The following is a 25,027-nucleotide window of genomic DNA, read 5'->3' as shown; positions in this document are numbered from 1 at the left end:
ATATATTTCCTTTAATGGCGTTAAGGATGATCAAAGGGGAAGTACGCCAAATTCGCCTGGATTACCTGATTAGTCCTCCAGCAGGGTCACATCCAGACCCAGGCTCTGAAGCTCTTTGGTAAGCACTTTGAACGATTCGGGTATGCCGGGCTCCAAAACGTTCTGTCCTTTGACGATCTTTTCGTACATCCGTGTACGGCCGGCCATATCATCCGACTTGACCGTCAAGAATTCCTGCAACGCGTGGGCAGCGCCGTATGCCTCCATGGCCCAGACTTCCATCTCCCCCAGCCGCTGACCACCGAATTGGGCCTTGCCGCCGAGAGGCTGCTGCGTTACCAAAGAATAGGGCCCGATGGATCGGGCATGAATTTTGTCGTCGACCAGGTGATGGAGTTTAAGCATATACATGGTGCCAACGGTGATCTTTTCCTTGAAAGCTTCTCCGGTATGGCCGTCATAGAGGGTCGTCTGGCCGGTGGGGCTCAAATCGGCCTCGACCAGCAGCTTCTTGATTTCATCTTCTTTGGCACCATCGAATACCGGCGTCGCCATATGAACACCGGTGCGGTAAAAGGCCGCCAGGTCTTTTACATCCTTGTCGCTCATCTTTTTCAGGTTGCCGGCTGCAGAATCAAAGATATTCGTTAACTTTTTTCGAAGATCCTGAACCTTGTTTTCCTCATACAACGCATTGAGCTGATCGCCAAGCCCCTTTGCCGCCAGCCCCAGGTGAATTTCAAGAATCTGGCCGACATTCATTCGGGACGGGACGCCGAGCGGATTGAGCACCATGTCGACGGTCCTTCCATCCGCAAAGTAGGGCATGTCTTCGATGGGAAGAATTCTGGACACAACGCCCTTGTTTCCATGGCGCCCGGCCATCTTGTCACCGACGGAAAGTTTTCGCTTCATGGCCACATAAACTTTGACCATTTTAATTACGCCCGGCGGTAGTTCGTCGCCCTTTTCATAGCTCCCCAGCCGGCCTTCAAATTCGTCCTGGCAACGGGATACTTGCGCACGGTAGGCATCCAACACCTGGTGGACCTTTTCGGTAAGCGCCGGATCATCGAAAAGCAATCCTTCCAGATCGGCAACGGGAACCTGAACCAGGCTTCCCGCCTCAATCGGGGTATTTTTGGCCAGATAAACCTTTTTACCTTTTTTCAGGGGAGCCGAACATTTCTGGCCATCAAGCAGCGTCTCCAACCGAGATCGGACGCTCTGGCCAATAATTTTGATTTCGTCGTCCTTGTTCTTCTCCATGGTCGCCATTTCGGCAGCTTCGATGGCCAGCGTGCGTTCATCTTTTTCGACGCCACGTCGGGAGAAAATTTTTGCATCGATAACAATGCCTTCCACACCCGGCGGAACCCGCAGGGAAGTGTCTTTGACATCACCGGCCTTTTCGCCAAATATGGCGCGAAGCAACTTCTCTTCCGGTGACAGTTGGGTCTCCCCTTTGGGCGTGATTTTTCCGACGAGGATATCGCCCTGTTTCACCTCAGCACCCAACCGGATGATCCCGCTGTCGTCAAGATTCTTCAAAGCCTCTTCGCCCACATTAGGGATATCGCGCGTCACTTCTTCCTTGCCGAGCTTTGTATCCCTCGCCACGACTTCGAACTCTTCAATATGCACCGACGTATAAACGCCGTCTCTCACCAACCGTTCACTGACGAGGATGGAGTCCTCGAAGTTATATCCACCCCAGGGCATGAAGGCCACTGTGACGTTTTTCCCCAGAGCGAGTTCTCCCTGCTCGGTGGCAGGACCATCCGCGATGATTTCGCCGGCGCTGACAAACTGGCCTTTCTTAACGATGGGGCGCTGATTGAAGCAGGTGTTCTGGTTGGAACGGACAAATTTCAGCAGGTTATGGATAGTCACTTGATTGTCCTCACCAGCTTCCGAGGAGTCGTGCTTCAATACAATCCGCGACGCATCCACATCGACCACCTCACCATCCCGGCTGGCAACGACCGTGACGCCGGAGTCCTTGGCCACCACCCCCTCAATACCGGTCCCCACCAGCGGGGCCTCCGCCTTCATCAGGGGAACCGCCTGGCGCTGCATATTGGAGCCCATCAACGCACGGTTGGCGTCGTCATTTTCGAGGAAAGGAATCAATGAAGCCGAGACGCTCACCAGCTGGTTGGGTGAGATGTCCATAAGCTCGATCTTCTCCCGTTCGACCATCATGAACTCGCCGGCAACCCGGGAAGTAACCGTCGGATTGATATACTGGAACGCCTCGTCAAGTGGTGCGTTGGCCTGAGCGATGGGATGGTCCTTTTCTTCGAAAGCGCTTAAAAATCTTACATCTTTGGATACCGTAGCGTTTTCAACCACCCGATAAGGTGTCTCGATGAAACCGAAATCATTCACCTTGGCGTAAGTACTTAAGGAGACGATGAGCCCGATATTGGGGCCTTCTGGGGTCTCGATCGGACAGATACGCCCGTAGTGTGACGGATGAACGTCACGAACTTCGAAGCCCGCGCGCTCTCGCGTCAACCCCCCCGGTCCCAATGCGCTGAGTCGTCGTTTGTGGGTGGTCTCCGACAAGGGATTGGTTTTGTCCATGAACTGGCTGAGCTGGCTGGTGCCAAAAAATTCCTTGACGACCGCCGAAACGGGTTTCGGGTTCACCAGGTCGTGAGGCATCAGCGCATCAACTTCCTGAAGACTCATACGCTCTTTGATGGCACGTTCCATGCGGACCAAGCCAATGCGGTATTGGTTTTCGAGCAGTTCCCCGACAGCACGGACCCGCCGGTTTCCGAGATGGTCGATATCATCCACCACCCCCTGAGTATCCCGAAGTTCGACCAGGGTGTTGGCCGTAAGTAGGATATCCTCTTTTCGTAGGGTTCTGACGGTCACCGGCGTATCGATTCCCAAGCGCAGGTTGATCTTGAGTCTTCCTACCCCGGACAGATCATAGTAAGAAGATTTAAAAAAAAGATGGTCGAGAAAATCTTGGGCCACTTCCGGGGTGGCCGGGTTTCCGGGCCGAAGGAGCCGGTATATTTCGATCAGGGCTTCTTCCTTGGTGTTTACTTTGTCCAGCAACAGGGTTTTCCTGATGGAGTCGCTGCTTGATGCACCGTCAATAAACAACAATTCGAATTCTCTGACGCCAGTATCTTCGAATTGCTTTAACATGGTTTCGTCTACCACGTCATTGGCGTGAGCCATCACCTCCCCGGTTTCCGGATTGATCACGGAAAAGGCAATGGCCTTATCAAGCAAATCTTCACGTTCGATGGGAATCCGTGAAAAGTTTCCGGCGCTCATCTGCTTGATGGCACGTTGGGTAAACATGCGCCCTTTCTTGACAAGCACCTCTTCTGTCTCCGGGTCTACAACATCTTTGCTGGCCCGCGTACCTTTCAATAGGTCAGGTGCAAATCCACGGTAGTATTCCTTGTCGTCAAATAGGATCTTTTCGGTGCTGTAAAAGTAGCTTAACAGATCCTCGGTGGAATAGCCGAAGGCTTTGAACAGAACGGTAACGGGAAATTTCCGGCGGCGGTCGATACGGATGTAAACAATATCCTTGGGATCGATTTCCAGATCGATCCAGGATCCACGAACCGGGATAATTCGAGAGCTGTATATAATTTTCCCGCTGGAATGGCTTTTGCCTTTGTCATGGTCAAAGAAAACGCCTGATGAGCGATGCAGCTGGCTTACTACAACACGTTCGGTACCGTTGATAATAAAGGTGCCTTTTGCGGTCATCAGCGGAATCGTACCGAAGTAAATCTCCTGTTCCTTGATATCTCTGATGTTGGATACGCCGGTTTCTTTGTCAGTGTCATACACTACCAACCGGACGGTTATCCTAACCGGCAATTCATAGGTCATGCCACGGTGGACGCACTCTTCTTCACTATGCTTAATTTCAGCAAATCGATAAGACACAAACTCCAGAGAAGCACTGCCCGTGAAATCCTTGATCGGAAATACGGACTTGAAAACCGCCTGCAAACCGATGTCTTCCCTTTTTTCGGGAGGCACGTTCATTTGGAGAAATCGCTGGTACGAATCACGCTGCATACCGATCAAATCGGGGATTTCTACAATTTTTTTAATTTTGCCAAAGCTTTTTCGAATTCTCTTGTTCGCCGTTGGTCTATTCGACATGGCAACTCCGATAGATGATTTAGGAATGAGAAAATGGGATCAAAGGAATGTTCACCTTTGTACCCCATTTTCACATTCAATGCTTTTTTAAATAAAAAAAGAATATTATGAATACTTATGATGGCTGTCGCCAGTTTCGGGTTACTTGAGTTCCACCTGGGCACCCGCTTCTTCAAGCTGCGCTTTAATCTTTTCAGCCTCTTCTTTTGGAATTCCCTCTTTAACCGCTTTGGGTGCTTCGTCAACCAGCGCTTTGGCTTCTTTCAGACCCAAGCCGGTAATGGCGCGGACCTCTTTGATAACGGCAATTTTTTTGTCGCCGGATGTAGTCAGAATAACGTCGAATTCGTTCTTTTCTTCAGCTGCATCCGCACCCGCACCATCTCCCACAGGACCGGCAGCCATCATGGCAACCGGGGCAGCTGCGGAGACGCCGAACTTTTCTTCCATCTCCTTGACCATCTCGGAAAGCTCAAGAACGGACATATTTGATATAAAATCGATAACATCTGCTTTGGTAATATCAGCCATGGGTAATTTTTCCTCCAGATTTATTATTTTTGCAGTCTTGCAATCTCGGTTGATTAAATGGGCCAATCAGGCTTGCGCTTCCTTCTGGTCCTTGATCGCCTGCAGCACATTCAGCATCCGTCTCGGTACGTCACTCAGAGCAGTAACAAGTGATGTCGGAACGGCATTCATGGTCGCGAGTACCTGTGCCAAAAGGACGTCCCTGGACGGTAGAGAAGACAATGCCTTGATTCCTTCAACATCGACAATCTTACCGTTGAGCACCCCCACCTTGATTTCAAAGTTTTTATTTTCCTTTACGAAATCCGTGAGCACTTTCGCCGGCGCGACGGGATCGCCATAGCTCAAGGCAATAGCGCTTGGGCCTTTAAACCGATCTTTGATCAGGGTGACGTCATTGCCTTCCGAAGCCCGCACAAGAAGCGAGTTTTTTGCCACCTGATATTCGGCATTGGCTTCTCTGAGCTTTCGCCTCAATGTGTTCATTGCTGAGACGTCGAGCCCTTTATAATCCGTCAAAATGACGATCGTTGACTTATCTAGGCGCCCTTTTAGGTCTTCAGTGATTCTCTTTTTTTCGTTAATATCCAATGCTTGATTACACCCCCTTCCTTAAACTGCAAAAACCGGAGGACACATGATGGCGTTGATTTCTGAGAAGGATTTCTAAAACACCCGGGTAGCTAACAATGACGTTTTAGGAAAACCTCATGAAACAATTCAACTCCGTCTCGGCAGGCCGGTATAAACCGATTATACACGCAGTTCCATTTCTAAACGGATCTTTGTGAACCTACAGTCTTTGACAGTGTGATTAAACAGGCGGTTCATGCCTGCTGTTAAAAAATGATTAGACCATCTGTGGACCACAGGAGTCCAATGAAACTCCTATTTTCCCAAATCCTTTATCAGTGCAGTATCGATCTTGATTCCGGGCCCCATCGTTGTGGACACGGCAATCCCTTTCAGGTAGGTTCCTTTACTGGAAGATGGTTTCAGCTTCATGATTGTCTCAAGAAATGCTGAGATATTCTCAATAAGTTTTTGTGAACCAAAAGACACTTTTCCCATCGGTGCATGAACGATGCCTGCTTTCTCAACCCGGAATTCAATTTTCCCGGCTTTGAGTTCCTGGACCGTTTTGCCCACGTCAAAAGTAACCGTTCCGGTTTTTGCGTTGGGCATTAAGCCTCTGGGACCAAGGAGTCGGCCAATCTTGCCGACCGTACCCATCATGTCGGGTGTGGCGATGGCTTTGTCGAATCCAAACCAACCCTCTTTGATTTTTTCAACCAGGTCCTCGTTGCCGACGAATTCGGCGCCGGCTTCTCTGGCCTCAGCCTCTTTTTCACCTTTGGCGAAGACAAGCACTTTGACCTCTTTTCCGAGGCCATTGGGCAGAACCACAGTTCCGCGTACCATCTGGTCGGCATGTCTGGGATCGACCCCGAGGCGCACAGCCACATCGACGGTTTCATCAAACTTTGCGTAGGAGGAGGAGATGGCGGCATCGATCGCTTCGGTGAAATCGTAACGCTTGGCAGACTCGATCTTGCTTGATGATTCCTTGTATTTCTTACCACGCTTAGGCATTTTAACTATTGCTCCTTGAATTTAATAGCTCAGCATCCCCGTCTGACTGCAATCTTGTTGTTCCGGAATCGACAATCAGGACTTGCACGGACAGCTAATTGACCTCAATTCCCATGCTTCTGGCGGTACCGCTGATAATTTTACAGGCGCCAGCCAGATCGTTTGCGTTAAGATCTTCCATTTTGATTTTGGCAATTTCTTCGACCTGAGCCATGGTTACCTTTCCCACCTTGTCACGCTTGGGATCGCCGGCTCCCTTGGCGATTTTAGCCGCTTTTTTTAAAAGCACTGCTGCCGGAGGTGTTTTGGTAATGAAGGTGAACGAGCGATCCTGAAACACGGTGATGACCACTGGAATGATCATACCGGCATCGTTAGCAGTCCGTGCATTAAACGCCTTGCAAAAATCCATTATATTGACGCCATGTTGCCCTAAAGCCGGACCAATGGGGGGAGAAGGATTTGCCTTGCCTGCTTCAACCTGAAGCTTGATCTGAGCCATTACCTTTTTAGCCATTTTTCGATCGATTCCCTATAAAATAAAGTTCTGTTAAGTTGGTAGAAACTGGCGAGATGATACCATCGCCGGGACGATTACAATTTCGTCACCTGGACAAAATCCAGTTCAACCGGTGTCGACCGGCCGAATATACTCACCAGCACCTTGATCTTCCCCTTTTCAGGGTTGACCTCCTCTACCGTTCCGTTGAAATTGGTAAAGGGTCCGTCAATTACACGAATTTCGTCACCGGTTTCGAAGAAATATTTGGGTTGGGGTTGGTTTTTACCCGCCTCCATCCGGTTAAGGATAGTGTCCGCCTCTTCCTGTGAAATCGGCGTAGGCTTTTCTCTTCCGCCGAGAAAACCGGTAACCTTGGGTGTATTGTTCACGATGTGCCACGTTTCATCATCGAGTTCCATCCTGACAAGCAGGTAGCCGGGATAAAACTTTCTAGCAGAGGTCCTCCGCTTACCTTTGACCAGTTCAACGACTTCCTCTGTCGGGACGAGGACCTTGTCGAACTTATCCGGATTGAGCGACGAGGCTATTTTTTCTTCGAGGGAAGCTTTCACTTTATTCTCGAATCCAGAATAGACATGAACAATATACCATTTTTTTGACACTATAAACGCTCCTGCGTTATCGCAATACAGCCTGGATCAAGCCGGCAAGTCCGGCATCGACAATCCCTAGAAAAAGTGAAATGATCGTTACGATTACAAGCACAACCACGGTAGACCCCATGGTCTGTTTGCGCGATGGCCAAGTAACTTTTTTAAGCTCCACTTTCACTTCTCTGAGAAACTGAAGCCCTTTGTCAAAAAATGTCTTTTCCTTGACAGCGGTGGGTTTGCTAACCGGGGTATAGGTTTTCTTTGCCACCGGTTGCGTGGTTCCCTGGGCAGCGGGGGAATTCAGATTCTGTCCGAGGTCATCCGCAGATAGCTCTTTTTTAATCTTTTTGGTTGGATCTTTTTTTCGAAGTAATCGTCCCATCATACCCCGTTTTAATCAACGGCGGATAGCCGGAAACCGTTCCAGCGTTCAACTATCGGCGCCATTGCAAATTACACCTGAAAATGTGGCAGGCCAGGAGGGATTCGAACCCCCAACACCCGGATTTGGAGTCCGATGCTCTACCAATTAGAGCTACTGGCCTGCATAAAACCCTCAACGCCTGATTGTGGGATCACTTTGTTTCTTTGTGCGGTGTATGCTTTTTGCAAAATCGGCAATACTTGCTGAATTCCAGCTTATCAGGCGTTGTGCGTTTGTTTTTAGTCGTTGTATAGTTTCTTCGCTTACACTCCGTGCAGGCCAGTGTTATAATAATTCTCACTTGAAGGCACTCCTTGAAGACTATTCAATTATCTCGCTGACGACACCGGCACCCACCGTACGGCCGCCTTCACGAATGGCGAACCGAAGCTCCTTCTCCATGGCGATCGGCGTGATCAATTCGGCCGTGATCGCCACGTTGTCACCCGGCATCACCATCTCTACACCTTCCGGCAAATTCAATATCCCGGTCACGTCCGTCGTACGAAAATAAAACTGCGGACGGTATCCATTGAAAAACGGCGTGTGGCGACCACCCTCTTCCTTGCTCAAAATGTAAGCCTCGGCTTTGAACTTCGTGTGGGGCGTAATCGAACCCGGGGCGGCCACCACCTGCCCCCGCTCCACTTCGTCGCGCTTGGTTCCCCGAAGCAATACACCAATGTTGTCTCCCGCCTGACCTTCGTCAAGCAACTTCCGAAACATCTCCACGCCCGTACACACCGTCTTCGTCGTATCGCGGATACCCACGATCTCCACCGCGTCGCCCACATGCACGATTCCGCGCTCCACACGACCCGTCACCACCGTTCCGCGACCGGAAATGCTGAATACGTCCTCGATGGGCATCAAAAACGGTTTGTCCACATCGCGCTCGGGCTCGGGAATATAGCTGTCGATGGCGTCGAGAAGCTCGAAGATGCACTTGGCATCGGGAGAATCCACGTCGTCGCACTCCAGGGCTTTCAGGGCGCTGCCCCGGATGATCGGCGTGTCGTCACCGGGAAACTCGTATTTGTCCAGAAGCTCACGCAGTTCCAGCTCCACCAGCTCGATCAACTCCTCGTCATCCACCATGTCGCATTTGTTCAAAAACACCAGAATGCGGGGAACGCCCACCTGGCGGGCCAGCAGAATGTGCTCGCGCGTCTGGGGCATCGGGCCGTCATCGGCGCCGACCACCAGAATCGCTCCGTCCATCTGGGCCGCACCGGTGATCATGTTCTTGATGTAGTCCGCATGGCCCGGACAGTCCACATGGGCATAATGGCGAGTGGCCGTCTGATACTCGACATGCGCCGTCGCAATCGTAATGCCACGCTCTTTTTCCTCAGGCGCCTTGTCAATCTGATCAAAAGGAATAAAATCGGCCAGCCCTTTCAACCCGCTCAACTTCGTGATCGCCGCCGTCAGCGTCGTCTTCCCATGGTCAATATGCCCGATGGTCCCTACGTTTACGTGCGGCTTCGTCCTCTCAAATTTTTGCTTCGCCATTTTTAAAACCTCCCATGAATGGACAATTTCTTACTATTTCGCTTTTCTAAGATCAGTGGCTAAAAGATGGAGCCCACGATCGGAGTTGAACCGATGAACCTCTTCCTTACCAAGGAAGCGCTCTACCGACTGAGCTACGTGGGCTTAACGTGCAGCAACAAAAAGAATAATTGAATGGCAGGCCAAAGAAAAGCTGCAATTAATATCGATGGAGCGGGAGACGAGGCTCGAACTCGCGACATTCAGCTTGGAAGGCTGAAGCTCTACCAACTGAGCTACTCCCGCGTTCACACTCGAAACACGTTGATATTAACGCTTCTCAGTTTTAATCGCCGCTGATCCAGTTAGCGGCAAAAAAGCAAGCCATGTAGTATACAATCGATCTTAAGTTCTTTGCACGATCTTCTACAAGCACTTACTAAAAATGGTGGTGGGGGGAGGATTTGAACCTCCGAAGGCGTCGCCGACAGATTTACAGTCTGTTCCCTTTGACCACTCGGGAACCCCACCATATGATCAGCTGTTAACACTGGAGCCAGCGGAGGGACTCGAACCCCCGGCCCACTGATTACAAATCAGTAGCTCTACCAACTGAGCTACGCTGGCCGACAATATCTAAAAGAACAAATCAATCACCAGGCTCGGAAAATTATGAGCCAATATGCATTGATTGAAACGACGTCTTTTACACCCATAATTTATTTTTTTCAAGGAAAATTTGATCGGCACATCCAAAAAGTTTTTATGTTCCCCTATTTATCGATAAATGTCCAGTGACTTTAAGCCAGAAGGCGGTCTTTTTCGAAGGGGGACCGGACTGAGCCGAGGCTTTTTAAATTAGGGGCGCCTGTCATATAGTCTTGGAACGCCGCCTTCATTCAGGCCGTGACTCATAAATAAATCCTTCAATATCATATAGTTTTCGTTCTGATTATACGATTGTACCAGAGAGGCACGCAAGCCCCCCTCCCCTGTTCCATCCAGGAAGTCCTGCTCAGCGTTCCATTCGGATTCACCGCCGCTGCTATCATCTCAGCTTGACAAAAGCGACGGCGAATGTGTAAGGACGCTACAAACATGCGGTTTTACATTGACACGCATCGTACTTTAAACAGTAAATGCCATTGACCAAAAAGAAGGACCACCCATTGCCTACCTATTTCACACGACCACTTGTCAGTTTCGCCCTGATTCTTTTGCTGGGTTGTGCCCATCACTTCAAAAGCGAAGCCGATGATGTCAAGACAACACCCGGGGTGCCTCCGGCAGTTGAAGCATCCAGCCCCGAGACCACTGCCATAACACCTGCTTGGCCCCCACAATCCGTCCCTGCCCCAACCGACAGTGAGGAGACCCCGCGATATTCCGATTTGGCAGGACAATCAGCTGGACCCTCTCCGGCGTCCCCTTCAAGCCCGGAAATACACTTAGACAGCCCTGAAGACGGTGATGCGGTAGTTGTCGAACCCGCTTCGATATCCCCAGGCATCCAGCAACAATTGGATGAAGCCCTTGATTTTTGCGAGGCCGCCCAGGAATTCTGGCAAAACGGCGATCTGGAAAGTGCCCTGGAGGCACTGGACAAAGCCTACTCGCTGATCCTGACCGTGGAACCGGACGATCCGGCTAAAATGGTTCAGCAGAAGGAAGACCTGCGATTTCTTATTTCCAAACGAATCCTCGAAATCTACGCATCCCGGAATATCGTGGTCAATGGCAACCACAATGCCATCCCTCGTGAAATCAACTCGAACATCCAGCAAGAAATTAACCGTTTCACCATTGGGCCGGAAAGAAGTTTTTTTATCGAGTCCTACAGACGGTCCGGAAGGTACCGGTCCATCATCCTTAAAAAATTGGAGGCGGAAGGTCTTCCCGCGGAGCTTTCCTGGCTGCCGTTGATCGAAAGCGGATTCAAGGTTAAGGCGCTGTCCCGTGCCCGGGCGCTGGGATTGTGGCAGTTCATCCCTTCAACAGGCTACAAATTCGGCCTGAAAAGAGACCAATATATCGATGAGCGCATCGATTTCGAAAAATCCAGCGACGCAGCCATCGCCTATCTGAAAGAGCTCCACAGCATTTTCGGGGACTGGTCGACGGTGCTGGCCGCCTACAACTGCGGAGAGGGGCGGGTCCTGCATGTGATTCGGACGCAGAACATCAATTATTTAGATGATTTCTGGGATCTTTATGGTCGGCTGCCCTTCGAGACGGCCCGCTATGTGCCCCGTTTCTTGGCGGCGTTGCATGTGATTGAAAATATGGAAAAATATGGAATGGCGGATGTTGAAGCTTGTCCGGCACTCGATTTCGAAACGGTGGAAGTTCATCGTCAGGTCCACCTGAAAGATCTGGCGCCGCCTCTTGGGACCACACTCGACACGCTCAAGGACCTGAACCCCGAGCTTCGCTATAGTGTTTTACCCCCCAACACATATACGGTAAGAGTACCGATCGGGAAAAAAGATCTGCTGCTGGCATCCATAGACCAGGTGCCGGTTTCATCTCCTCCCCGACCCGCGTTTGTTTACCATCGTGTCAAAAAAGGAGAAACGCTATCCACCATTGCCCGTCGTTATCATACCAGTGTTAAAAAAATCATGTGGGCCAACAATTTAAAACGGTCCAGCTATATCGTCGCAGGTAAAAAGCTGAAAATTCCTCAGCGGGGAATGGTCGTGATGCATGCGCAGGAAGCCGTGGCATCACGCGACGTGTGGGATCAGGAACACGTGGTAAAAAGCGGTGATTCCCTATGGATTATCGCCAAGCGATATGGTACCACCACCCAAAAAATTCAGGAAATGAATCGTCTCTCGACGACTCGGTTGAGCATCAATCAGGTTTTGAAGGTTCCCTCACAGGATAGTGCGCCCGCGCAACCCGCCAAGGGATCAGGAACCTATTTTGTGCAACGGGGCGACAGCCCATATATTATTGCCCAAAAACATCATATATCGCTTAATCATTTCCTGAAAATAAACAACCTGACCCCCAGGAGCACCATCTATCCGGGACAGTCGGTTCAGATTGATTAATAACAAATGTTGCCCCCGTAGCTCAGGGGATAGAGCATCGGATTCCTAATCGTACGTTTACCATTTTCAAAAATTATGTAATTTTAAGTACTTGAAAAATTTTGGTTTTCTGTTCTGTTTTTGGTTTCGTTTGTAAACGTTTGATAACATTTGACCTTGACGGGCACAATTTGGGCACAATCGGGCACAGTCATACCGCGGCTGTGCCCTTTCCTTTTATAAACTGTGATCATGGCTCCCCTACCCTATTCTTTCGCACCCATTCCCCACCATTATAATACCCTCAAAATTAGTTCGACCGACCAACATCATTCGATACAACATGGAAATTGTCTACCAGCACCACCCTCCAAACTGTAATTACAGTCTGCCCTAAAACGTGTCACAAAACGCCAAAAAGTGTAAAATAGGCGTAATTACAATGGGATGGCGATGAATTTCCCCCGAAACAGTGGACACCGAGTTAAGCCGCAAGCGGAAAAGTTTCGTATTGCTGCGGCGTTGCATAATCAAGCACGGAGTGACGTCTTTTTCGGTTGTAGAAGATTTCAATATAGTAAAACAGGCTGCTGACAGCTTCGGACCGGCTAAGGTACCGGTGATGATTCACCCATTCGGTCTTAAGCAGATGAAAGAAGCTCTCAGCGACAGCGTTATCGTAACAGTTTCCTTTGCGGCTCATGCTGCAAATCATGCCATGCTTGGAAAGCAGTTTCTGGTAATCACCGGAAGCGTACTGGCAGCCTTGATCCGAATGATGCATCAACCCCGGTGCTGGGGCTTGTTGGTCCAGTGCCATCTCAAGTGCATGTAATGCAAGCTGACGGTTCAGCCGGGATGAGGTGGCCCAGCCGACAATTTTGCGGTTAAACAGATCGAGCAGAACGGCCAGGTACAGCCAACCCTGTTGGGTGTGGATGTAGGTGATATCACCAACCCAGGTACGATCCGGAGCATCCACGGTGAACTCCTGGTTCAACAGGTTTGGTGCTACCGGCAGGTTGTGCCGGGAGTTGGTTGTGGCTTTGAATTTCTTTTTGATACGAGACCGGATACCGGCTTCACGCATGATCCGGGCGACACGGTTTTTACCACAGCGAACGCCATCATCGGTAAGATCCCGGTGTATCTTGGGTGAACCGTAGATGCCATGGCTGGCAGCATGCAGGACACGGATCTTGTCCTCTAAAGCCCGGTTTTCAATGCTTCGACGGCTCTCCGGACGTCTGAGCCATGTATAAAAACCAGAGCGGGAGACCTTGAGCAACGCGCACATGCGGCCTACCTTGAACGTCTCCCGGTGGGCAGAAATGAATCGAAATTTCATTTCTGATCCTCCGCAAAGTAGGCCAGCGCTTTTTTTAAGATATCACGCTCTTCTTTAACCCGGTCCAGTTCACGTTGAAGATCTTTGAACGCCTGGTCTTCAGGATTTCGCTTCCCTTTTCCGGGGAAGGCGTTTTGAGGATCATCGGCCAACTGCATTTTCCAGCGACGTAGGACACTGTATTCGATACCCAGATTTCTGGATGCTTCGGCGATACCGTATCCCTTTTCAGTGATCAGCGCTACGGCCTCCTTTTTAAATTCTCGGCTGTAGCTCCTTCTTTTTTTCTTTGACATTGGAACGGCGGTGGACCCCAAAAACTGGACAATGTGCTAAGCTATGAGTCAGACCAAAAATGAGGAGGATCTGACGATGGGTAACAAGCGCAAAGAGCCGGTTTCGGAAAAAAGGACAGGCTTTTAAGTGAAAACTCTGCTCTAATAACGCAGTAACTATTCGTTAACCAAGGAGAGCAGACAATGAAACGACCTAGACGGAATCACGCAGCAACCTTCAAAGCCAAGGTGGCGATAACAGCCTTACGGGGCGACCAGACCTTAGCGGAGTTGGCTCAACAGTTCGATGTCCACCCGAACCAGATCGTGCAGTGGAAGACCCAACTGCAAGAGCACGCCAAGGATCTGTTCGCTACAGCGGCAGAGCGCAAGGCCGTCAACGGCCCCAATGTCAAAGATCTACATGCCAAGATCGGCCAGTTGGCAATGGAAAACGATTTTTTGGCCGGCGCGCTCGGTCGTATTCCCGATGCGAGCGCAAAGTGATGATTGATCGGCAGCACCCGTTGCCGGTGGTGCAGCAATGCAAGATCCTGAAAATGGCGCGCTCGTCGTTCTATTACGCCCCCCGGGCCGTCTCAGCAGCAGATTTGGAATTGATGCGGCAGATTGACAGGCTGCATCTTGCATATCCCTTTGCCGGCAGCCGGATGCTACGGGATCTGCTGCGACAAGACGGGGCCAGTGTCGGTCGCAGGCATGTCGCCACCTTGATGCGAAAAATGGGGATAGAGGCCCTTTACCAACGCCCCCGCACCACCAAACCGCATCTGGGCCATAAGGTGTTTCCGTACTTGCTGCGCCATCGAAAGATCACAGCGCCCAATCAGACCTGGGCCATGGATATCACCTACATTCCGATGAACAAGGGCTTTATCTACCTGGCGGCTGTATTGGACTGGGCGACGCGACGTGTCCTGGCTTGGCGGCTGTCCAACAGCATGACGGCCGATTTCTGCATTGATGCTGTCGAAGCAGCGATTCGGGATTACGGAACCCCGGAAATCTTCAATACCGACCAGGGCAGCCAATTCACCGGCAAAGACTTTGTCGGCTTGTTGGAAAAGCATCATATTCAGATCAGCATGGACGGGAAAGGCTCCTGGCGCGACAACGTCTTTGTCGAACGCCTCTGGAAGAGCGTCAAGTATGAAGAAGTATATCTTCATGCCTATGACTCGGTGGCGGATGCCCGGCGCGGCCTGGGGCGCTACTTCCTTTTTTACAACCAACGCCGACCGCATTCGGCGCTTGACGGGCAGACCCCCGATGTGGTCTATTTCGGCCAACTTCCTCAACACCGGGCAGCCTGATCCCAACCCGGCAGAGTTTCTTCACTTAAAAATGCGGGTTTCTGTCCAGCACCCCGGAGCCAGCGCTCAAATCACACAGTCCACAGTTCAAAGCCAAGGTCGCTCTGGCTGCCATTCAGAACGAAGAAACCGCAGCACAGTTGGCCAGTCGATTTGGTGTTCACCCCACCATGATTTCCACCTGGAAGCGGCAGATGCTCGACGGTGCAGCCGATATCTTCGATAAAAGCCACCGATCCAGAAAACAGGCCGATGCCCAAACCGCCGAACTGTACCGCCAGATCGGTCAACTCAAGGTGGAAAACGATTTTTTAGCACGCAAGCTCAGCAGCTGAATCGCAAACAGCGTAAATCCATGATCGATCCGTTGGATCGGCAGCTGAGCGTTTCCCGGCAGTGTGAACTAATCGATCTTAGCCGGTCATCCTATTACTACCAACCCATACCCATAAGCCAAGACGAGCTGGAACTGATGCGCAAGATCGACGAACTGTATCTTACCAATCCATCCTCGGGCAGCCGAACGATCAGCCGCCAGCTGGATCGTCAGGGCATAACAGCCAATCGCAAACGGGTTCAGCGGCTGATGCGATTAATGGGTATCGAGGCGGTGTATCCCAAACCGCGGACCAGCCGCCCCCATCCCCAGCATAAGGTATATCCTTATCTGCTAAGGGGTATGACCATCAGTCGCACCAATCAGGTTTGGGCCAGCGACATCACTTTCATCCCCATGGCCAGTGGGTACATGTATCTGGTGGCGATCATGGACTGGCACAGCCGCAAGGTGCTCGCCTGGCGGATATCCAACACCCCTGGACAGCGCCTTTTGTATCGATGCCCTTAAAGAGGCGTTGAGCCGCTATGAGCCACCGGAAATCTTCAATACCGACCAAGGGGCTCAATTTACCAGCAACGCGTTCACCAAGGTTCTCATCGATAACAAGGTCGCCATCAGTATGGATGGTCGGGGTCGTTGCCAGGACAATATATTCGTCGAGCGGCTGTGGTGGACCCTCAAACACCAATACATTTACTTGCACGCATTCGACACCGGTAAGGCGCTGCGGCAGGGTCTGGGCCGGTGGCTCGATTATTACAATCACGAACGGGGCCATTCGGCCCTTGACGACAGAACCCCGGATGAGGTTTATTACGGTCTGCCCCATCCTTTCGCCGAGGCTGCCTGATGCCTTTTTATCTTTTAAAAAGCTCTCGGCTCATAGCTTATTCTACCCCTCAGGCTGTCCAGCCGATGGGGTCCACCTCCCACACCTCCTGTTGCCCATATACATTGGGCTTTTTGAGGTGTCCACTAAATTGGGGTAAATGCACGATGACAGTCTAACCACGTTGTGATTTGCCATTGAACAAAACAACTGATGCAAAAAAATAGCCTAAAAAGCACATGAAATAGCAGGGAAATGAAACCTTAATGAGAATGAATAGGTGGGCTTGAATGCAGAATTAATAGGCAGAGCCCCGTCAGAGGCTCTGCCATGTACCGCCATGTCAGCGGATTTAATTTCTATTGCCTAATTTTTCGAAGCTCTGCCGTTAATCATGCCCTTAAATCTTGCAGGTGGCTCCTGATGTCCGGCCGGCTATACACTTGTTAATGAAGTATCCCAGCGTAATGAGCGTCAGTGTCAATCCTATCATAGGGCACCATCCTTTCAGTTATCCTGCTACATCAATTCCCAGATCACATCCCAGGTTCTTATCTTTATTTTCACACTCAAAATTTTTCTCGCGAGTATCAACGTGTCCTTCATTCTTATCATCTGTGTAGTCCTGAACTTTTTCTTCGGCCATAGTATCACCTCATTGGTTGATTGTTTTGTTGTTTGATTGTGTTCCTTCTTGCTTAGATTAAAGATAAAGCATCAAGGACTTTAGACAATGTGAGCCGGTTGGCTGTGGTGTGATAGGTGAAAGCTACCAATGGATTTCGTTGGGTTGATTGTTGAGCCGGCCTAACAAAGATGATAGGTTCTCACCTTGCCAATGAAATCAATTATCATCATTAGGATTCAAAGGGGTATGAGACTTTTTATCGCGGCCATCAGCTCGTTATCACTGATAATGTTACCAATTTTATCCGTCGCTGACATGATTGTTGTAGAAGTTCAGATTTAATCTGAGGGCGGGAGTGTTCAATATCGTTAATGGCCATATAAAGCTGATAATCATGGGTTTCGGCCTTACCACAGTACTCGGTGCCTCTGTCAGCTAAAATACGCAGCAGCGGCAGCTGGTGTTTCTCATAAAATGGCAGGACCTTGTCATTGAGCAGGTCAGCAGCGGTTATCGGCGTCTTGGTGGTGTACAGTTTGGCAAAGCCGACCTTGGCATAGGTATCGATAAAGGTTTGCTGGTATATTCTGCCTACGCCCTTTAAGGTGACCACGTAGAAGGTATCCTGAGAACCCAGGTAGCCTGGATGGGCGGTTTCGATTTCACCGGCGGCAATGTCGTCCTGTTTTTTGCGTTCAAGGGCCTGGACTTGGCTTTCAGTGAGGATTAAATTTTCCTTGGCCATCTTTTCTTCAAGGGCCTTTAGGCGGTGTTTAAAGCACGATAGGTTGTTTCGCAGCCACACACAGCGAACACCGCTGGGCGAAATAAAAACACCTCGCTTACGGAGTTCGTTGCTGGCCCTGACTTGACCAAAGGCAGGCTGTTCAATGGCATAGGACACTACAGCAGTCTCGGTCTGCTCATCCACTCGATTTTTGGGGTTGGGTTTGCGCCGGTTCCGGTCAACAAGGGCTTCGATACCGCCTTGTTCAACGGCATTTTGATAGCGGTAGAAGGTGTCACGGGAAAGCCCCATGATCCGGCAGGCTTTGGATACGTTGCCCAGTTCCTCGGCCAGGTTCAACAATCCAATCTTGTGTTTAATGACGGTTTTGGTACCATTCAGCATGAGGGTTACCTCCTATGGTTTTGATGGTTTTGGTTGGCACCTTCATCAAAACCGGTAACCCTCACTTTTTCAAGTGCGGTGTCAGATTAAATCGAGACTATTCCAGATAAGGAGATCATAGTGGCTTTTCTTGATAAAATACCATACTGGATTCTGATCGTTATTTCAGTTTTTATGCTTCTTGCTCCATTTCGGCCAATGCCACATGTAATCGAAAAATTGATCATGCTCAAAAATGGTATGCTAACCAAGCCAATTGACATTTTCGATCTGTTTTACCATTTGGTGCCAACGATTATATTATTGGTTCCTCGCTGTTTCATGTGGGTAAATCGAACTTCAGTTTGCCTGCAATAAGATAAATCATGGTGATAAGTGTTCGCTCAGTTCGATACCCTCGGGCTCTGGCTTTGGCAGCTTGAATCAGACTGTTTATCCCTTCTAGGATTCCGTTATTGATCCTGGAGGTAAACCAACGCAGGACGCCGTCCCAGTGGTTCTTGATGGTGTATGCGGCTTTTTTCATGGGCTCCAGGCGGCTGTGGGTTGCCCAGAAATACCATTTCTTCAAAAAGGTTTCGGCGGTCCGGGCGGTCTGATTGTAGAATTCCTGAAAGTTGAGTTTGATGTGGTACGCCCGGCTGGTTTTGAGGTTGAGCTTTTTGATCGTCAATTGTTCAAGCTGTTCGGCCTGGGACGCCTTGAGGTTGGATGGGTTCTTCAGCCAAAGATAGCGGCTGCCCTTTAGCACCGGCCGGCCTTTGGATTCTTCCCGGCGAACCTGGTCCACCGCTTCGTTGAGGACTTTCAGCACATGGAACTTATCGAAGGTGATATGGGCTTCGGGAAAATGTTTTTCGACACCGCTGATGAACGCCGGAGACATGTCGCAGCACATCTCCTCGATAGCGCCGGGATTGCCGCCATGGTCGGTGAGATCTCTTTTGAATCGATCAACGGTTGATGCATCCTTGCCGCCGGTGGCGAACAGAACCCGGGTTTCGTCAAGATCGACAAACAGGCTGACATAGTTGTGGCCGCGGCGTCTTGAGGTTTCGTCCATGCCGACATGCTTGACCTGACTGTGGTCGGCGGCCTTACGCGCTTCGCCCACATAGTGATGCAAGATACGCCATAACCGGGTATCGTGCTCACGGACAAACTCGGCGACGGTTTTCACCGGCATAGCCTTGGCCAGTATCATAATCATCGCTTCAAACAACAGCGTGAAGCCGCTGCCGGGTCTGGCCCAGGGCACATCAACCAGACGGATGCCGCATTTTTTGCAGTCGATTCTGGCAACCCTGGCGGTCAGATACGCTTCGTGCTGGAAGAAGTTCAGATGCCGCCATGTTTTCTCGACGGTATCGTGGGCCTTGACTCCCGATAGCCCACATTTCGGGCAAGTGAAGGTGCTCCCTTTGGGAAAATCAAGGCGGATATCCAGACGCTTTTCATCGGGGTTGAAATCCGCTGTCGAAACCTGCCAGGGCGGTTTCAGACCAAGAGCCATTTGAAGGAGTTCTGTATCTTTCATAGTGCTTAGCGATTATCACTAGTGCGGTAAGTCAATCAACTATCTACCCATACGAAACAGCGAGGAACCATATTATTATTGAAGGCTTACCGGGATTATTCAAAATAAGCGAGTATCTGCGATCAAAGGAATATGAAGATTAGTTTTGTGATCAGTGCATCACTCTGTTAAATCCAGTCCCACACCAAACACACGATTCCCGTTGTTCTTGCTGAAGCGGTCCGCATACCGCTCACACCTGCCAGTCTACCGGCATCCTTAGACGCTCTGCGGAGTGTGGAAAAGCTTAAAGAATTTTTTGAAGGCTACCATGTACCAGAGATTACAACCCCTAAGATAAATGAATACATAGAAATTCGGATGGATACCAAAGCTGCCAACGCCACAATTAACCGGGAACTTTCGGCTTTGAAAAGACTGTTGAATCTTGGTAGGAACCAGTCGCCACCTTTAGTGGAACAGGTACCATATATCCCGATGCTCAAGGAAAATAATGCTCACAAAGGCTTTTTCGAGCATGGAGAATACCTTGCGTTGAAGAATGCATTGCCGGAATATCTGAAAGACTATGTCACATTCGCTTACAAAACCGGCTGGCGTCTTTCAGAAATCTCCAATCTCACCTGGAACCAGATTGACCGGAAACAAGGTATCGTCAGGCTTGAGGTTGGTGAAACGAAAAATGACGAGGGCAGAACGATTTACATTGACTCCGAATTAAAGGCAATTATGGAGTCGCGATGGTCGAAACGCCACAATCTATTACCTTATGTTTTCCTGAATAGATATGAAAATGATAGGGTTAAGAGGTTTGACAAGGTCTGGAAAAAGGCTTGCAAAGACGCCAAGATTAGCCTAAGACACTTCCACGATTTCAGGCGGACTGCAGTAAGAAATATGGTCCGTTCTGGTGTGCCCGAGCGAGTAGCCATGATGATTTCAGGCCACAAGACAAGATCTGTGTTTGACCGTTACAACATCGTGAATGATGCGGATCTAAAACTTGCCACGGAACGGCAAGAAAAGTATCTAAATTCGCTCGCGGGCACAATTTCGGGCACAATCGCTGATTTTGTCGAAAGAAAACAAGCCCAAAATGAATCGTAAAATACTGTATTAAATAGATATTGCCCCCGTAGCTCAGGGGATAGAGCATCGGATTCCTAATCCGTGTGCCGCGTGTTCGAATCACGCCGGGGGCACCAATCTTTCATATCTAAATTCAGATAGTTACACGCTATATTTCTTCAACAAAATCGTATATTTTTGTGCAAGTTACGCATAAAAACCGCTCAGAAGAAATTTCCGCATATATTTACAGCCCGTTAGAAGGATTTCCTGTTACGCAAAGCACCAAAAAACGGCACAGAGATTATGATATAGAAATCCTGTTTTGCAACGTTTCTCGGTGTGTGATATGGAACATCAAATAATCTCACCATATAGGACCGAGTCAAGCCCCTGCCTGGCTTCCAGCATGCAGAACCCACATATCCGGGTAGCATAAATCCACAAATCTGCTATGTCCTTCGCCAGGGCCGGTTTAAGCCCCTGTCTACGCTATTGTTTGAACATGCCTTGCAGCTTTGATCTGACCTGGTGTTAAATGTTCCTGGCAATCTATTCGTCGTTTTTGCCAACCCTTTTCCCGAGAGATACCAATGTCATATCTGGATGGTTATTAGAATTCCATCCCCTGGTCCATCAGACAATTATCCCAACGATTGACAAAGGTTATCAGCACAGGCTACTTGTTAAAAACTCCAAGCCACCAATGTATTTTTAATTACTTTTAAATGAAAATCTGCAGCCTACCGAGGCATAACAATGAATCTACGCATAAGAGTCATCCTGTTGATTGTAATTATGTCTATTATTGTTTTGGTGGTGGAAGGAGTAACCGTTGGCTTACTTTTTCACACAGCACTTAAAGAAGAAAAATCGCGTCTGGTCGAAATGGCCAAGAGCCAAGCGAGGCTCATCGAAGCAGTGGCCCGTTTTAATAAACTATACTTCAAAGACGTTCCCGATAGAGCCAGGCAGGCGACCCTCAATCAAATTCGAGACGCCCATACCCGATATGAAGGACATGGTAATACTGGAGAATTCACCCTTTCCAAAAGGGAAAATGATCAGATCATTTTTCTGTTGAGCCATCGCCATTATGATCTGAATTCGCTAAAACCCGTACCATGGGATTCCTCTCTTGCAGAACCCATGCGGCTTGCCTTATCTGGAAATTCTGGGACTGTAATTGGATTGGACTACCGTGGTGTGAAAGTCCTGGCTGCCTATGAACCGGTTGCTGAACTCAATCTCGGCATTGTTTCTAAGATCGATTATTCGGAGATTAAAGAACCATTTTATAAAGCGGTATTTATTAGTGCATTTTTTGCAATTGCCGCCATCATCCTGGGAGCCAGTATTTTTTTAAAAATCACCAACCCTTTGATCGAAAGGTTGCAAAAAACGGTTGTGGAACTTGAAAAGGCTCTGAAAGAGGTCAAAACTCTACGGGGGATCGTACCTATTTGCTCTTTCTGCAAGAAAATCCGCAACGACCAAGGCTATTGGGATCAAGTTGAAGTCTATGTCAGGCATCACACCGAGGCCAATTTCAGTCATGGTGTCTGCCCCGACTGCATGAAAATCCACTATCCTGAATTTGTCGACACCTGATCGACAATTTAAATATAATCGGCCATTCCGGTAATTAGTTGGCATCCTGGGGCGATGGTTATAGGGCACAGTTTATGTGACTTTTTTTCAACCTAAATCGAGCGATTCTGTTTTACGCGGTGAAATGAACAATCGAATATTGGCAAAAATGGTTTGGAAATCATATCATTTGACAGATGTCGCAGTCGGGGATTCGTCTCAATATGTATGCAATCGCCTCTTATCTGAATCATTTTTCCGAAATCAGGTTTTCGTTCAAACCGGTCAGAGCCCGGCGGCGACGCTGAATTCCGTTCTTTGAGTGTGACATCAAATTCAATAATTGATTTCGCTTGGCTTTTTTGATCCGATTAGGGATATCGACAAGACGTCTATATTCCCATATGGGACACAAACGAGACGTCTATTAATTTTCAATGTTCAGAAACTCAGGAGGGAGGACACAAACATGCAAGCAAGGGGTCCACTTATGATAGAACATCGTTTGATTGAACGGATGCTTTCGGTTATCAAAGGCATTTTGGTCGAAATCGAATCGAAACACAAGGTAGATCCAGTATTCGTGGATATTGCGGTTGATTTCATCCGGGTATACGCTGACCGGACGCATCACGGAAAAGAGGAAGATATTCTTTTTCGAGAACTGAATAAGAAGGCGCTGACATTAGAAGACCGTCAAATCATGAAAGAATTGATCGAGGAGCATGTGTTTGGTCGCCAGACAACCAAAGCGGTTGTTGAAGCCAACACCCGCTACCGGAATGGTGATGAGACTGCCTTGACCGACATTACCGCCCATCTTAATACCCTTACCGAGTTTTATCCCAAGCATATCGAGAAAGAGGATAAGGTGTTTTTCCCCTCATCCAGAACTTACTTTACTGATGAAGAGGATCAGGCCATGCTGGAAGAGTTCTGGGCGTTTGATAGGAATATGATTCACGAGAAATACCAATCATTGGTTGAAAGATTTGAAGGGCGGTAATAAGTTGTATGAGGACGGACTTGACTTGACACCTTGCTAAAAAATGGGTGGTCAGATACCTTCTGGATTGTCGCCAAACAATCTAAAACAGGAGGCACATCATGACCACCCAAGACAAAATCGCAAGAGCTAAACTCAGCATACTGGAACTGGCCGAATACCTCAAGAATGTTTCCCAGGCCTGCCGCATCAACGGCGTTTCCCGCCAACATTTCTACGACATTAAAAAAGCGTATGAAGAGCACGGCCTTGAAGGCCTCAAGGATAAAAGCCGGCGCAAGCCGTGTATCAAAAATCGGGTTGCTCCTGAAATTGAAGCGGCCGTGATCAAAATGGCATTTGAATATCCGGCTTATGGTCAGGCACGAGCTGCCAATGAACTGCGTAAAGAGGGCATTCTGGTGTCATCCGGCGGTGTTCGAAGCATCTGGATTCGGCACGATCTGGAAACTTTCAAAAAACGTCTGGCATCGCTTGAAGAGCGGGCAGCCAAAGAAGGCATTGTTTACACCGAGGCCCAATTGACGGCGTTGGAAACAGCCAAGCGCAGTCGGGAATCTCACCCGGATGAAATCGAAACCCAACATTCGGGTTATCTGATCAGCCAGGATACCTTTTATGTCGGGTATCTGAAAGGTGTCGGCCGGATCTATCAGCAAACGGTGGTCGATACCTATTCGTCGGTGGCCTTTGCCAAGCTGTATACGGCCAAGATCCCCGTCACCGCTGCCGATACGCTCAATGACCGTGTGTTGCCTTTCTTTGAGGAACACAATGTCCCTGTATTGCGGGTATTGACGGATCGGGGAACCGAGTTTTGTGGCAGCCTGGATAAACACCCTTACGAGTTGTTCCTGCAACTCAACGAAATCGACCATACCAAAACTAAGGTCAGAAGCCCTCAAACTAATGGTATTTGCGAGCGTTTCCACCAAACCGTGCTGAATGAGTTCTACCGTGTGGCATTTCGAAAGAAGCTGTATCGTGATCTTGAGACTTTACAGATCGACCTGGATGAGTATATGGACGAGTATAATACAAAACGAACCCATCAGGGAAAACGCTGCAAAGGTCGTACGCCAATGGAAACATTCATTGAAGGCAAGCAGCGATATAAAGAAAAGAATCTGGAAAAAATAAATGCTGCATAACTGTCGTTGACACATCCAGAAGGTTTCTGACCACTGTCAACTCAAGTTCCGTTCAGGACAAATAAGTCAATATTGGCAGGTTCGTTCAAGCGCCATAAAAGTTTTCATCCCTCGGCCTATGATGGATTCCGGGTCGATGCGGTGGCGTCAACATTCTTTCACGACCTGAACGGCATCTTCACAATCCTTCAAGGTTGCCGTCCCGTTCAGTTCTTCCCACATGCGTGTGGCTGTCTCCCGGTCCTGTGCGCTCAACTCGATTAGCTCTTGCATACCAGTCTCCTTTGATTGAAATGCAAAATCCCTTAACCATTCACTGCTGTTAATGCAGATAGGGAGTCCCCGCACAATCTGCGGGGATTCCTGCTTATAGCGGTCCTCGACGCCTATTGATGACGCAATAGCCGCGCCGTCATACAAGTCTCTATGCCCAAAAAA

20 protein-coding genes, 6 tRNA genes and 2 pseudogenes are annotated in these 25,027 nt (G+C 49.2%); 8 read left to right on the top strand and 20 right to left on the bottom strand.

Annotation, left to right across the window (positions count from 1 at the left end; all coding sequences use genetic code 11):
- Nucleotides 1–69: 69 nt before the first annotated feature.
- The 14 genes from rpoB to ACHZBS_RS20900 form a co-directional block, all read right to left on the bottom strand.
- Nucleotides 70–4,155, bottom strand: coding sequence for a DNA-directed RNA polymerase subunit beta (rpoB, locus tag ACHZBS_RS20965; RefSeq protein ID WP_319408461.1), 4,086 nt, complete (start codon nucleotides 4,153–4,155; stop codon nucleotides 70–72).
- Between the two features lie 141 nt (nucleotides 4,156–4,296).
- Entirely contained in the window at nucleotides 4,297–4,677 is a 381-nt protein-coding gene (gene rplL / locus ACHZBS_RS20960; RefSeq protein ID WP_394708047.1) for a 50S ribosomal protein L7/L12, read from the bottom strand.
- Between the two features lie 75 nt (nucleotides 4,678–4,752).
- On the bottom strand, nucleotides 4,753–5,277 hold the full coding sequence (gene rplJ, locus ACHZBS_RS20955; RefSeq protein WP_319408459.1) for a 50S ribosomal protein L10: 525 nt from the start codon (nucleotides 5,275–5,277) through the stop codon (nucleotides 4,753–4,755).
- A gap of 297 nt (nucleotides 5,278–5,574) precedes the next feature.
- Complete coding sequence (rplA, locus tag ACHZBS_RS20950) at nucleotides 5,575–6,279, bottom strand: 50S ribosomal protein L1 (RefSeq protein ID WP_319408458.1); 705 nt, start codon at nucleotides 6,277–6,279, stop codon at nucleotides 5,575–5,577.
- A gap of 94 nt (nucleotides 6,280–6,373) precedes the next feature.
- Nucleotides 6,374–6,796: a 50S ribosomal protein L11 gene (gene rplK / locus ACHZBS_RS20945; protein WP_319408457.1), complete on the bottom strand. Its 423-nt coding sequence runs from the start codon at nucleotides 6,794–6,796 to the stop codon at nucleotides 6,374–6,376.
- Between the two features lie 77 nt (nucleotides 6,797–6,873).
- Nucleotides 6,874–7,404 carry a transcription termination/antitermination protein NusG gene (gene nusG / locus ACHZBS_RS20940; protein WP_319408456.1) on the bottom strand — a complete coding sequence of 177 codons (531 nt, stop codon included), beginning with the start codon at nucleotides 7,402–7,404 and terminating at the stop codon, nucleotides 6,874–6,876.
- A 16-nt stretch (nucleotides 7,405–7,420) separates the two neighbouring features.
- On the bottom strand, nucleotides 7,421–7,663 hold the full coding sequence (secE, locus tag ACHZBS_RS20935) for a preprotein translocase subunit SecE (protein ID WP_319408455.1): 243 nt from the start codon (nucleotides 7,661–7,663) through the stop codon (nucleotides 7,421–7,423).
- Nucleotides 7,664–7,863: 200 nt separating this feature from the next.
- Nucleotides 7,864–7,940, bottom strand: a tRNA-Trp gene (locus tag ACHZBS_RS20930).
- A 30-nt stretch (nucleotides 7,941–7,970) separates the two neighbouring features.
- Nucleotides 7,971–8,120 carry a 50S ribosomal protein L33 gene (gene rpmG, locus ACHZBS_RS20925; RefSeq protein WP_155303881.1) on the bottom strand — a complete coding sequence of 50 codons (150 nt, stop codon included), beginning with the start codon at nucleotides 8,118–8,120 and terminating at the stop codon, nucleotides 7,971–7,973.
- A gap of 20 nt (nucleotides 8,121–8,140) precedes the next feature.
- The gene (gene tuf, locus ACHZBS_RS20920) at nucleotides 8,141–9,334 is read right to left on the bottom strand and encodes an elongation factor Tu (RefSeq protein WP_319408454.1); all 1,194 of its coding nucleotides are present in this window, start codon (nucleotides 9,332–9,334) and stop codon (nucleotides 8,141–8,143) included.
- 67 nt (nucleotides 9,335–9,401) lie between these two features.
- Nucleotides 9,402–9,478 (bottom strand) — tRNA-Thr (locus tag ACHZBS_RS20915).
- A gap of 65 nt (nucleotides 9,479–9,543) precedes the next feature.
- Nucleotides 9,544–9,619: transfer RNA gene (locus ACHZBS_RS20910), tRNA-Gly, on the bottom strand.
- A 140-nt stretch (nucleotides 9,620–9,759) separates the two neighbouring features.
- A tRNA-Tyr gene (locus tag ACHZBS_RS20905) sits at nucleotides 9,760–9,844 on the bottom strand.
- A 20-nt stretch (nucleotides 9,845–9,864) separates the two neighbouring features.
- A tRNA-Thr gene (locus ACHZBS_RS20900) sits at nucleotides 9,865–9,940 on the bottom strand.
- 893 nt (nucleotides 9,941–10,833) lie between these two features.
- On the opposite strand from ACHZBS_RS20900, the gene ACHZBS_RS20895 reads away from it, so the two are divergent.
- Nucleotides 10,834–12,372, top strand: a complete 1,539-nt coding sequence (locus ACHZBS_RS20895; RefSeq protein WP_319408453.1) for a LysM peptidoglycan-binding domain-containing protein — start codon at nucleotides 10,834–10,836, stop codon at nucleotides 12,370–12,372.
- Between the two features lie 463 nt (nucleotides 12,373–12,835).
- Here ACHZBS_RS20895 and ACHZBS_RS20890 read toward each other — a convergent pair whose 3' ends face one another.
- Complete coding sequence (locus ACHZBS_RS20890; protein ID WP_319404664.1) at nucleotides 12,836–13,699, bottom strand: IS3 family transposase; 864 nt, start codon at nucleotides 13,697–13,699, stop codon at nucleotides 12,836–12,838.
- A complete protein-coding gene (locus ACHZBS_RS20885) occupies nucleotides 13,696–13,995 on the bottom strand; it encodes a transposase (protein ID WP_319404665.1) in 300 nt (99 codons plus the stop codon). The genes ACHZBS_RS20890 and ACHZBS_RS20885 overlap by 4 nt, the downstream gene beginning before the upstream one ends.
- A gap of 183 nt (nucleotides 13,996–14,178) precedes the next feature.
- Between ACHZBS_RS20885 and ACHZBS_RS20880 the strand changes: the two genes are divergently transcribed.
- Together ACHZBS_RS20880 and ACHZBS_RS20875 are read left to right on the top strand one after the other, a co-directional pair.
- Nucleotides 14,179–15,308, top strand: a protein-coding gene (locus ACHZBS_RS20880) for an IS3 family transposase (protein ID WP_319405160.1) whose coding sequence is annotated in 2 segments (ribosomal slippage) — nucleotides 14,179–14,449 and nucleotides 14,449–15,308 — 1,131 coding nt in all. Because the reading frame shifts where the segments join, the coding sequence is not laid out codon by codon here.
- Nucleotides 15,309–15,349: 41 nt separating this feature from the next.
- Nucleotides 15,350–16,498 (top strand): annotated as a pseudogene (locus ACHZBS_RS20875) (IS3 family transposase).
- 490 nt (nucleotides 16,499–16,988) lie between these two features.
- Here the strand turns inward: ACHZBS_RS20875 and ACHZBS_RS20870 are convergent.
- From ACHZBS_RS20870 to ACHZBS_RS20860, 3 genes and pseudogenes are all read right to left on the bottom strand, one after another.
- Nucleotides 16,989–17,123, bottom strand: coding sequence for a hypothetical protein (locus tag ACHZBS_RS20870; protein WP_319408452.1), 135 nt, complete (start codon nucleotides 17,121–17,123; stop codon nucleotides 16,989–16,991).
- A 274-nt stretch (nucleotides 17,124–17,397) separates the two neighbouring features.
- A pseudogene (locus ACHZBS_RS20865) lies at nucleotides 17,398–18,237 on the bottom strand (helix-turn-helix domain-containing protein); the annotation flags it as partial.
- Between the two features lie 319 nt (nucleotides 18,238–18,556).
- Nucleotides 18,557–19,774 (bottom strand): ISL3 family transposase, encoded by a 1,218-nt coding sequence (locus ACHZBS_RS20860; RefSeq protein WP_319405756.1) that lies wholly within the window; start codon nucleotides 19,772–19,774, stop codon nucleotides 18,557–18,559.
- 276 nt (nucleotides 19,775–20,050) lie between these two features.
- Between ACHZBS_RS20860 and ACHZBS_RS20855 the strand changes: the two genes are divergently transcribed.
- The 5 genes from ACHZBS_RS20855 to ACHZBS_RS20835 all read left to right on the top strand — a co-directional run bounded on the left by ACHZBS_RS20855 (nucleotide 20,051) and on the right by ACHZBS_RS20835 (nucleotide 24,589).
- Complete coding sequence (locus tag ACHZBS_RS20855; protein ID WP_319408451.1) at nucleotides 20,051–20,881, top strand: site-specific integrase; 831 nt, start codon at nucleotides 20,051–20,053, stop codon at nucleotides 20,879–20,881.
- A 22-nt stretch (nucleotides 20,882–20,903) separates the two neighbouring features.
- Nucleotides 20,904–20,979, top strand: a tRNA-Arg gene (locus tag ACHZBS_RS20850).
- Nucleotides 20,980–21,601: 622 nt separating this feature from the next.
- Nucleotides 21,602–22,453, top strand: coding sequence for a hypothetical protein (locus ACHZBS_RS20845; protein WP_319408450.1), 852 nt, complete (start codon nucleotides 21,602–21,604; stop codon nucleotides 22,451–22,453).
- Nucleotides 22,454–22,922: 469 nt separating this feature from the next.
- The gene (locus ACHZBS_RS20840) at nucleotides 22,923–23,438 is read left to right on the top strand and encodes a hemerythrin domain-containing protein (protein WP_319408449.1); all 516 of its coding nucleotides are present in this window, start codon (nucleotides 22,923–22,925) and stop codon (nucleotides 23,436–23,438) included.
- A gap of 101 nt (nucleotides 23,439–23,539) precedes the next feature.
- Nucleotides 23,540–24,589 (top strand): IS481 family transposase, encoded by a 1,050-nt coding sequence (locus ACHZBS_RS20835; protein ID WP_319408448.1) that lies wholly within the window; start codon nucleotides 23,540–23,542, stop codon nucleotides 24,587–24,589.
- 147 nt (nucleotides 24,590–24,736) lie between these two features.
- Here the strand turns inward: ACHZBS_RS20835 and ACHZBS_RS20830 are convergent, their stop codons facing one another.
- The gene (locus ACHZBS_RS20830) at nucleotides 24,737–24,862 is read right to left on the bottom strand and encodes a hypothetical protein (protein WP_319408447.1); all 126 of its coding nucleotides are present in this window, start codon (nucleotides 24,860–24,862) and stop codon (nucleotides 24,737–24,739) included.
- Nucleotides 24,863–25,027: the final 165 nt, after the last annotated feature.

This window comes from uncultured Desulfosarcina sp., assembly GCF_963664155.2.
Lineage (GTDB): Bacteria > Desulfobacterota > Desulfobacteria > Desulfobacterales > Desulfosarcinaceae > Desulfosarcina.
This window is presented reverse-complemented; position numbering and strand designations above follow the sequence as displayed.

What these genes read in the sequence shown, in the direction of transcription:
- ACHZBS_RS20835 (WP_319408448.1), top strand. Translation starts at nt 23,540, where the DNA reads ATGACCACCCAAGACAAAATCGCAAGAGCTAAACTCAGCATACTGGAA.
- rplA (WP_319408458.1), bottom strand. Translation starts at nt 6,279, where the DNA reads ATGCCTAAGCGTGGTAAGAAATACAAGGAATCATCAAGCAAGATCGAG.
- ACHZBS_RS20830 (WP_319408447.1), bottom strand. Translation starts at nt 24,862, where the DNA reads ATGCAAGAGCTAATCGAGTTGAGCGCACAGGACCGGGAGACAGCCACA.
- rpoB (WP_319408461.1), bottom strand. Translation starts at nt 4,155, where the DNA reads ATGTCGAATAGACCAACGGCGAACAAGAGAATTCGAAAAAGCTTTGGC.
- rplK (WP_319408457.1), bottom strand. Translation starts at nt 6,796, where the DNA reads ATGGCTAAAAAGGTAATGGCTCAGATCAAGCTTCAGGTTGAAGCAGGC.
- ACHZBS_RS20860 (WP_319405756.1), bottom strand. Translation starts at nt 19,774, where the DNA reads ATGAAAGATACAGAACTCCTTCAAATGGCTCTTGGTCTGAAACCGCCC.
- tuf (WP_319408454.1), bottom strand. Translation starts at nt 9,334, where the DNA reads ATGGCGAAGCAAAAATTTGAGAGGACGAAGCCGCACGTAAACGTAGGG.
- ACHZBS_RS20840 (WP_319408449.1), top strand. Translation starts at nt 22,923, where the DNA reads ATGATAGAACATCGTTTGATTGAACGGATGCTTTCGGTTATCAAAGGC.
- ACHZBS_RS20890 (WP_319404664.1), bottom strand. Translation starts at nt 13,699, where the DNA reads ATGAAATTTCGATTCATTTCTGCCCACCGGGAGACGTTCAAGGTAGGC.
- ACHZBS_RS20845 (WP_319408450.1), top strand. Translation starts at nt 21,602, where the DNA reads ATGAATCTACGCATAAGAGTCATCCTGTTGATTGTAATTATGTCTATT.
- ACHZBS_RS20885 (WP_319404665.1), bottom strand. Translation starts at nt 13,995, where the DNA reads ATGTCAAAGAAAAAAAGAAGGAGCTACAGCCGAGAATTTAAAAAGGAG.
- ACHZBS_RS20870 (WP_319408452.1), bottom strand. Translation starts at nt 17,123, where the DNA reads ATGGCCGAAGAAAAAGTTCAGGACTACACAGATGATAAGAATGAAGGA.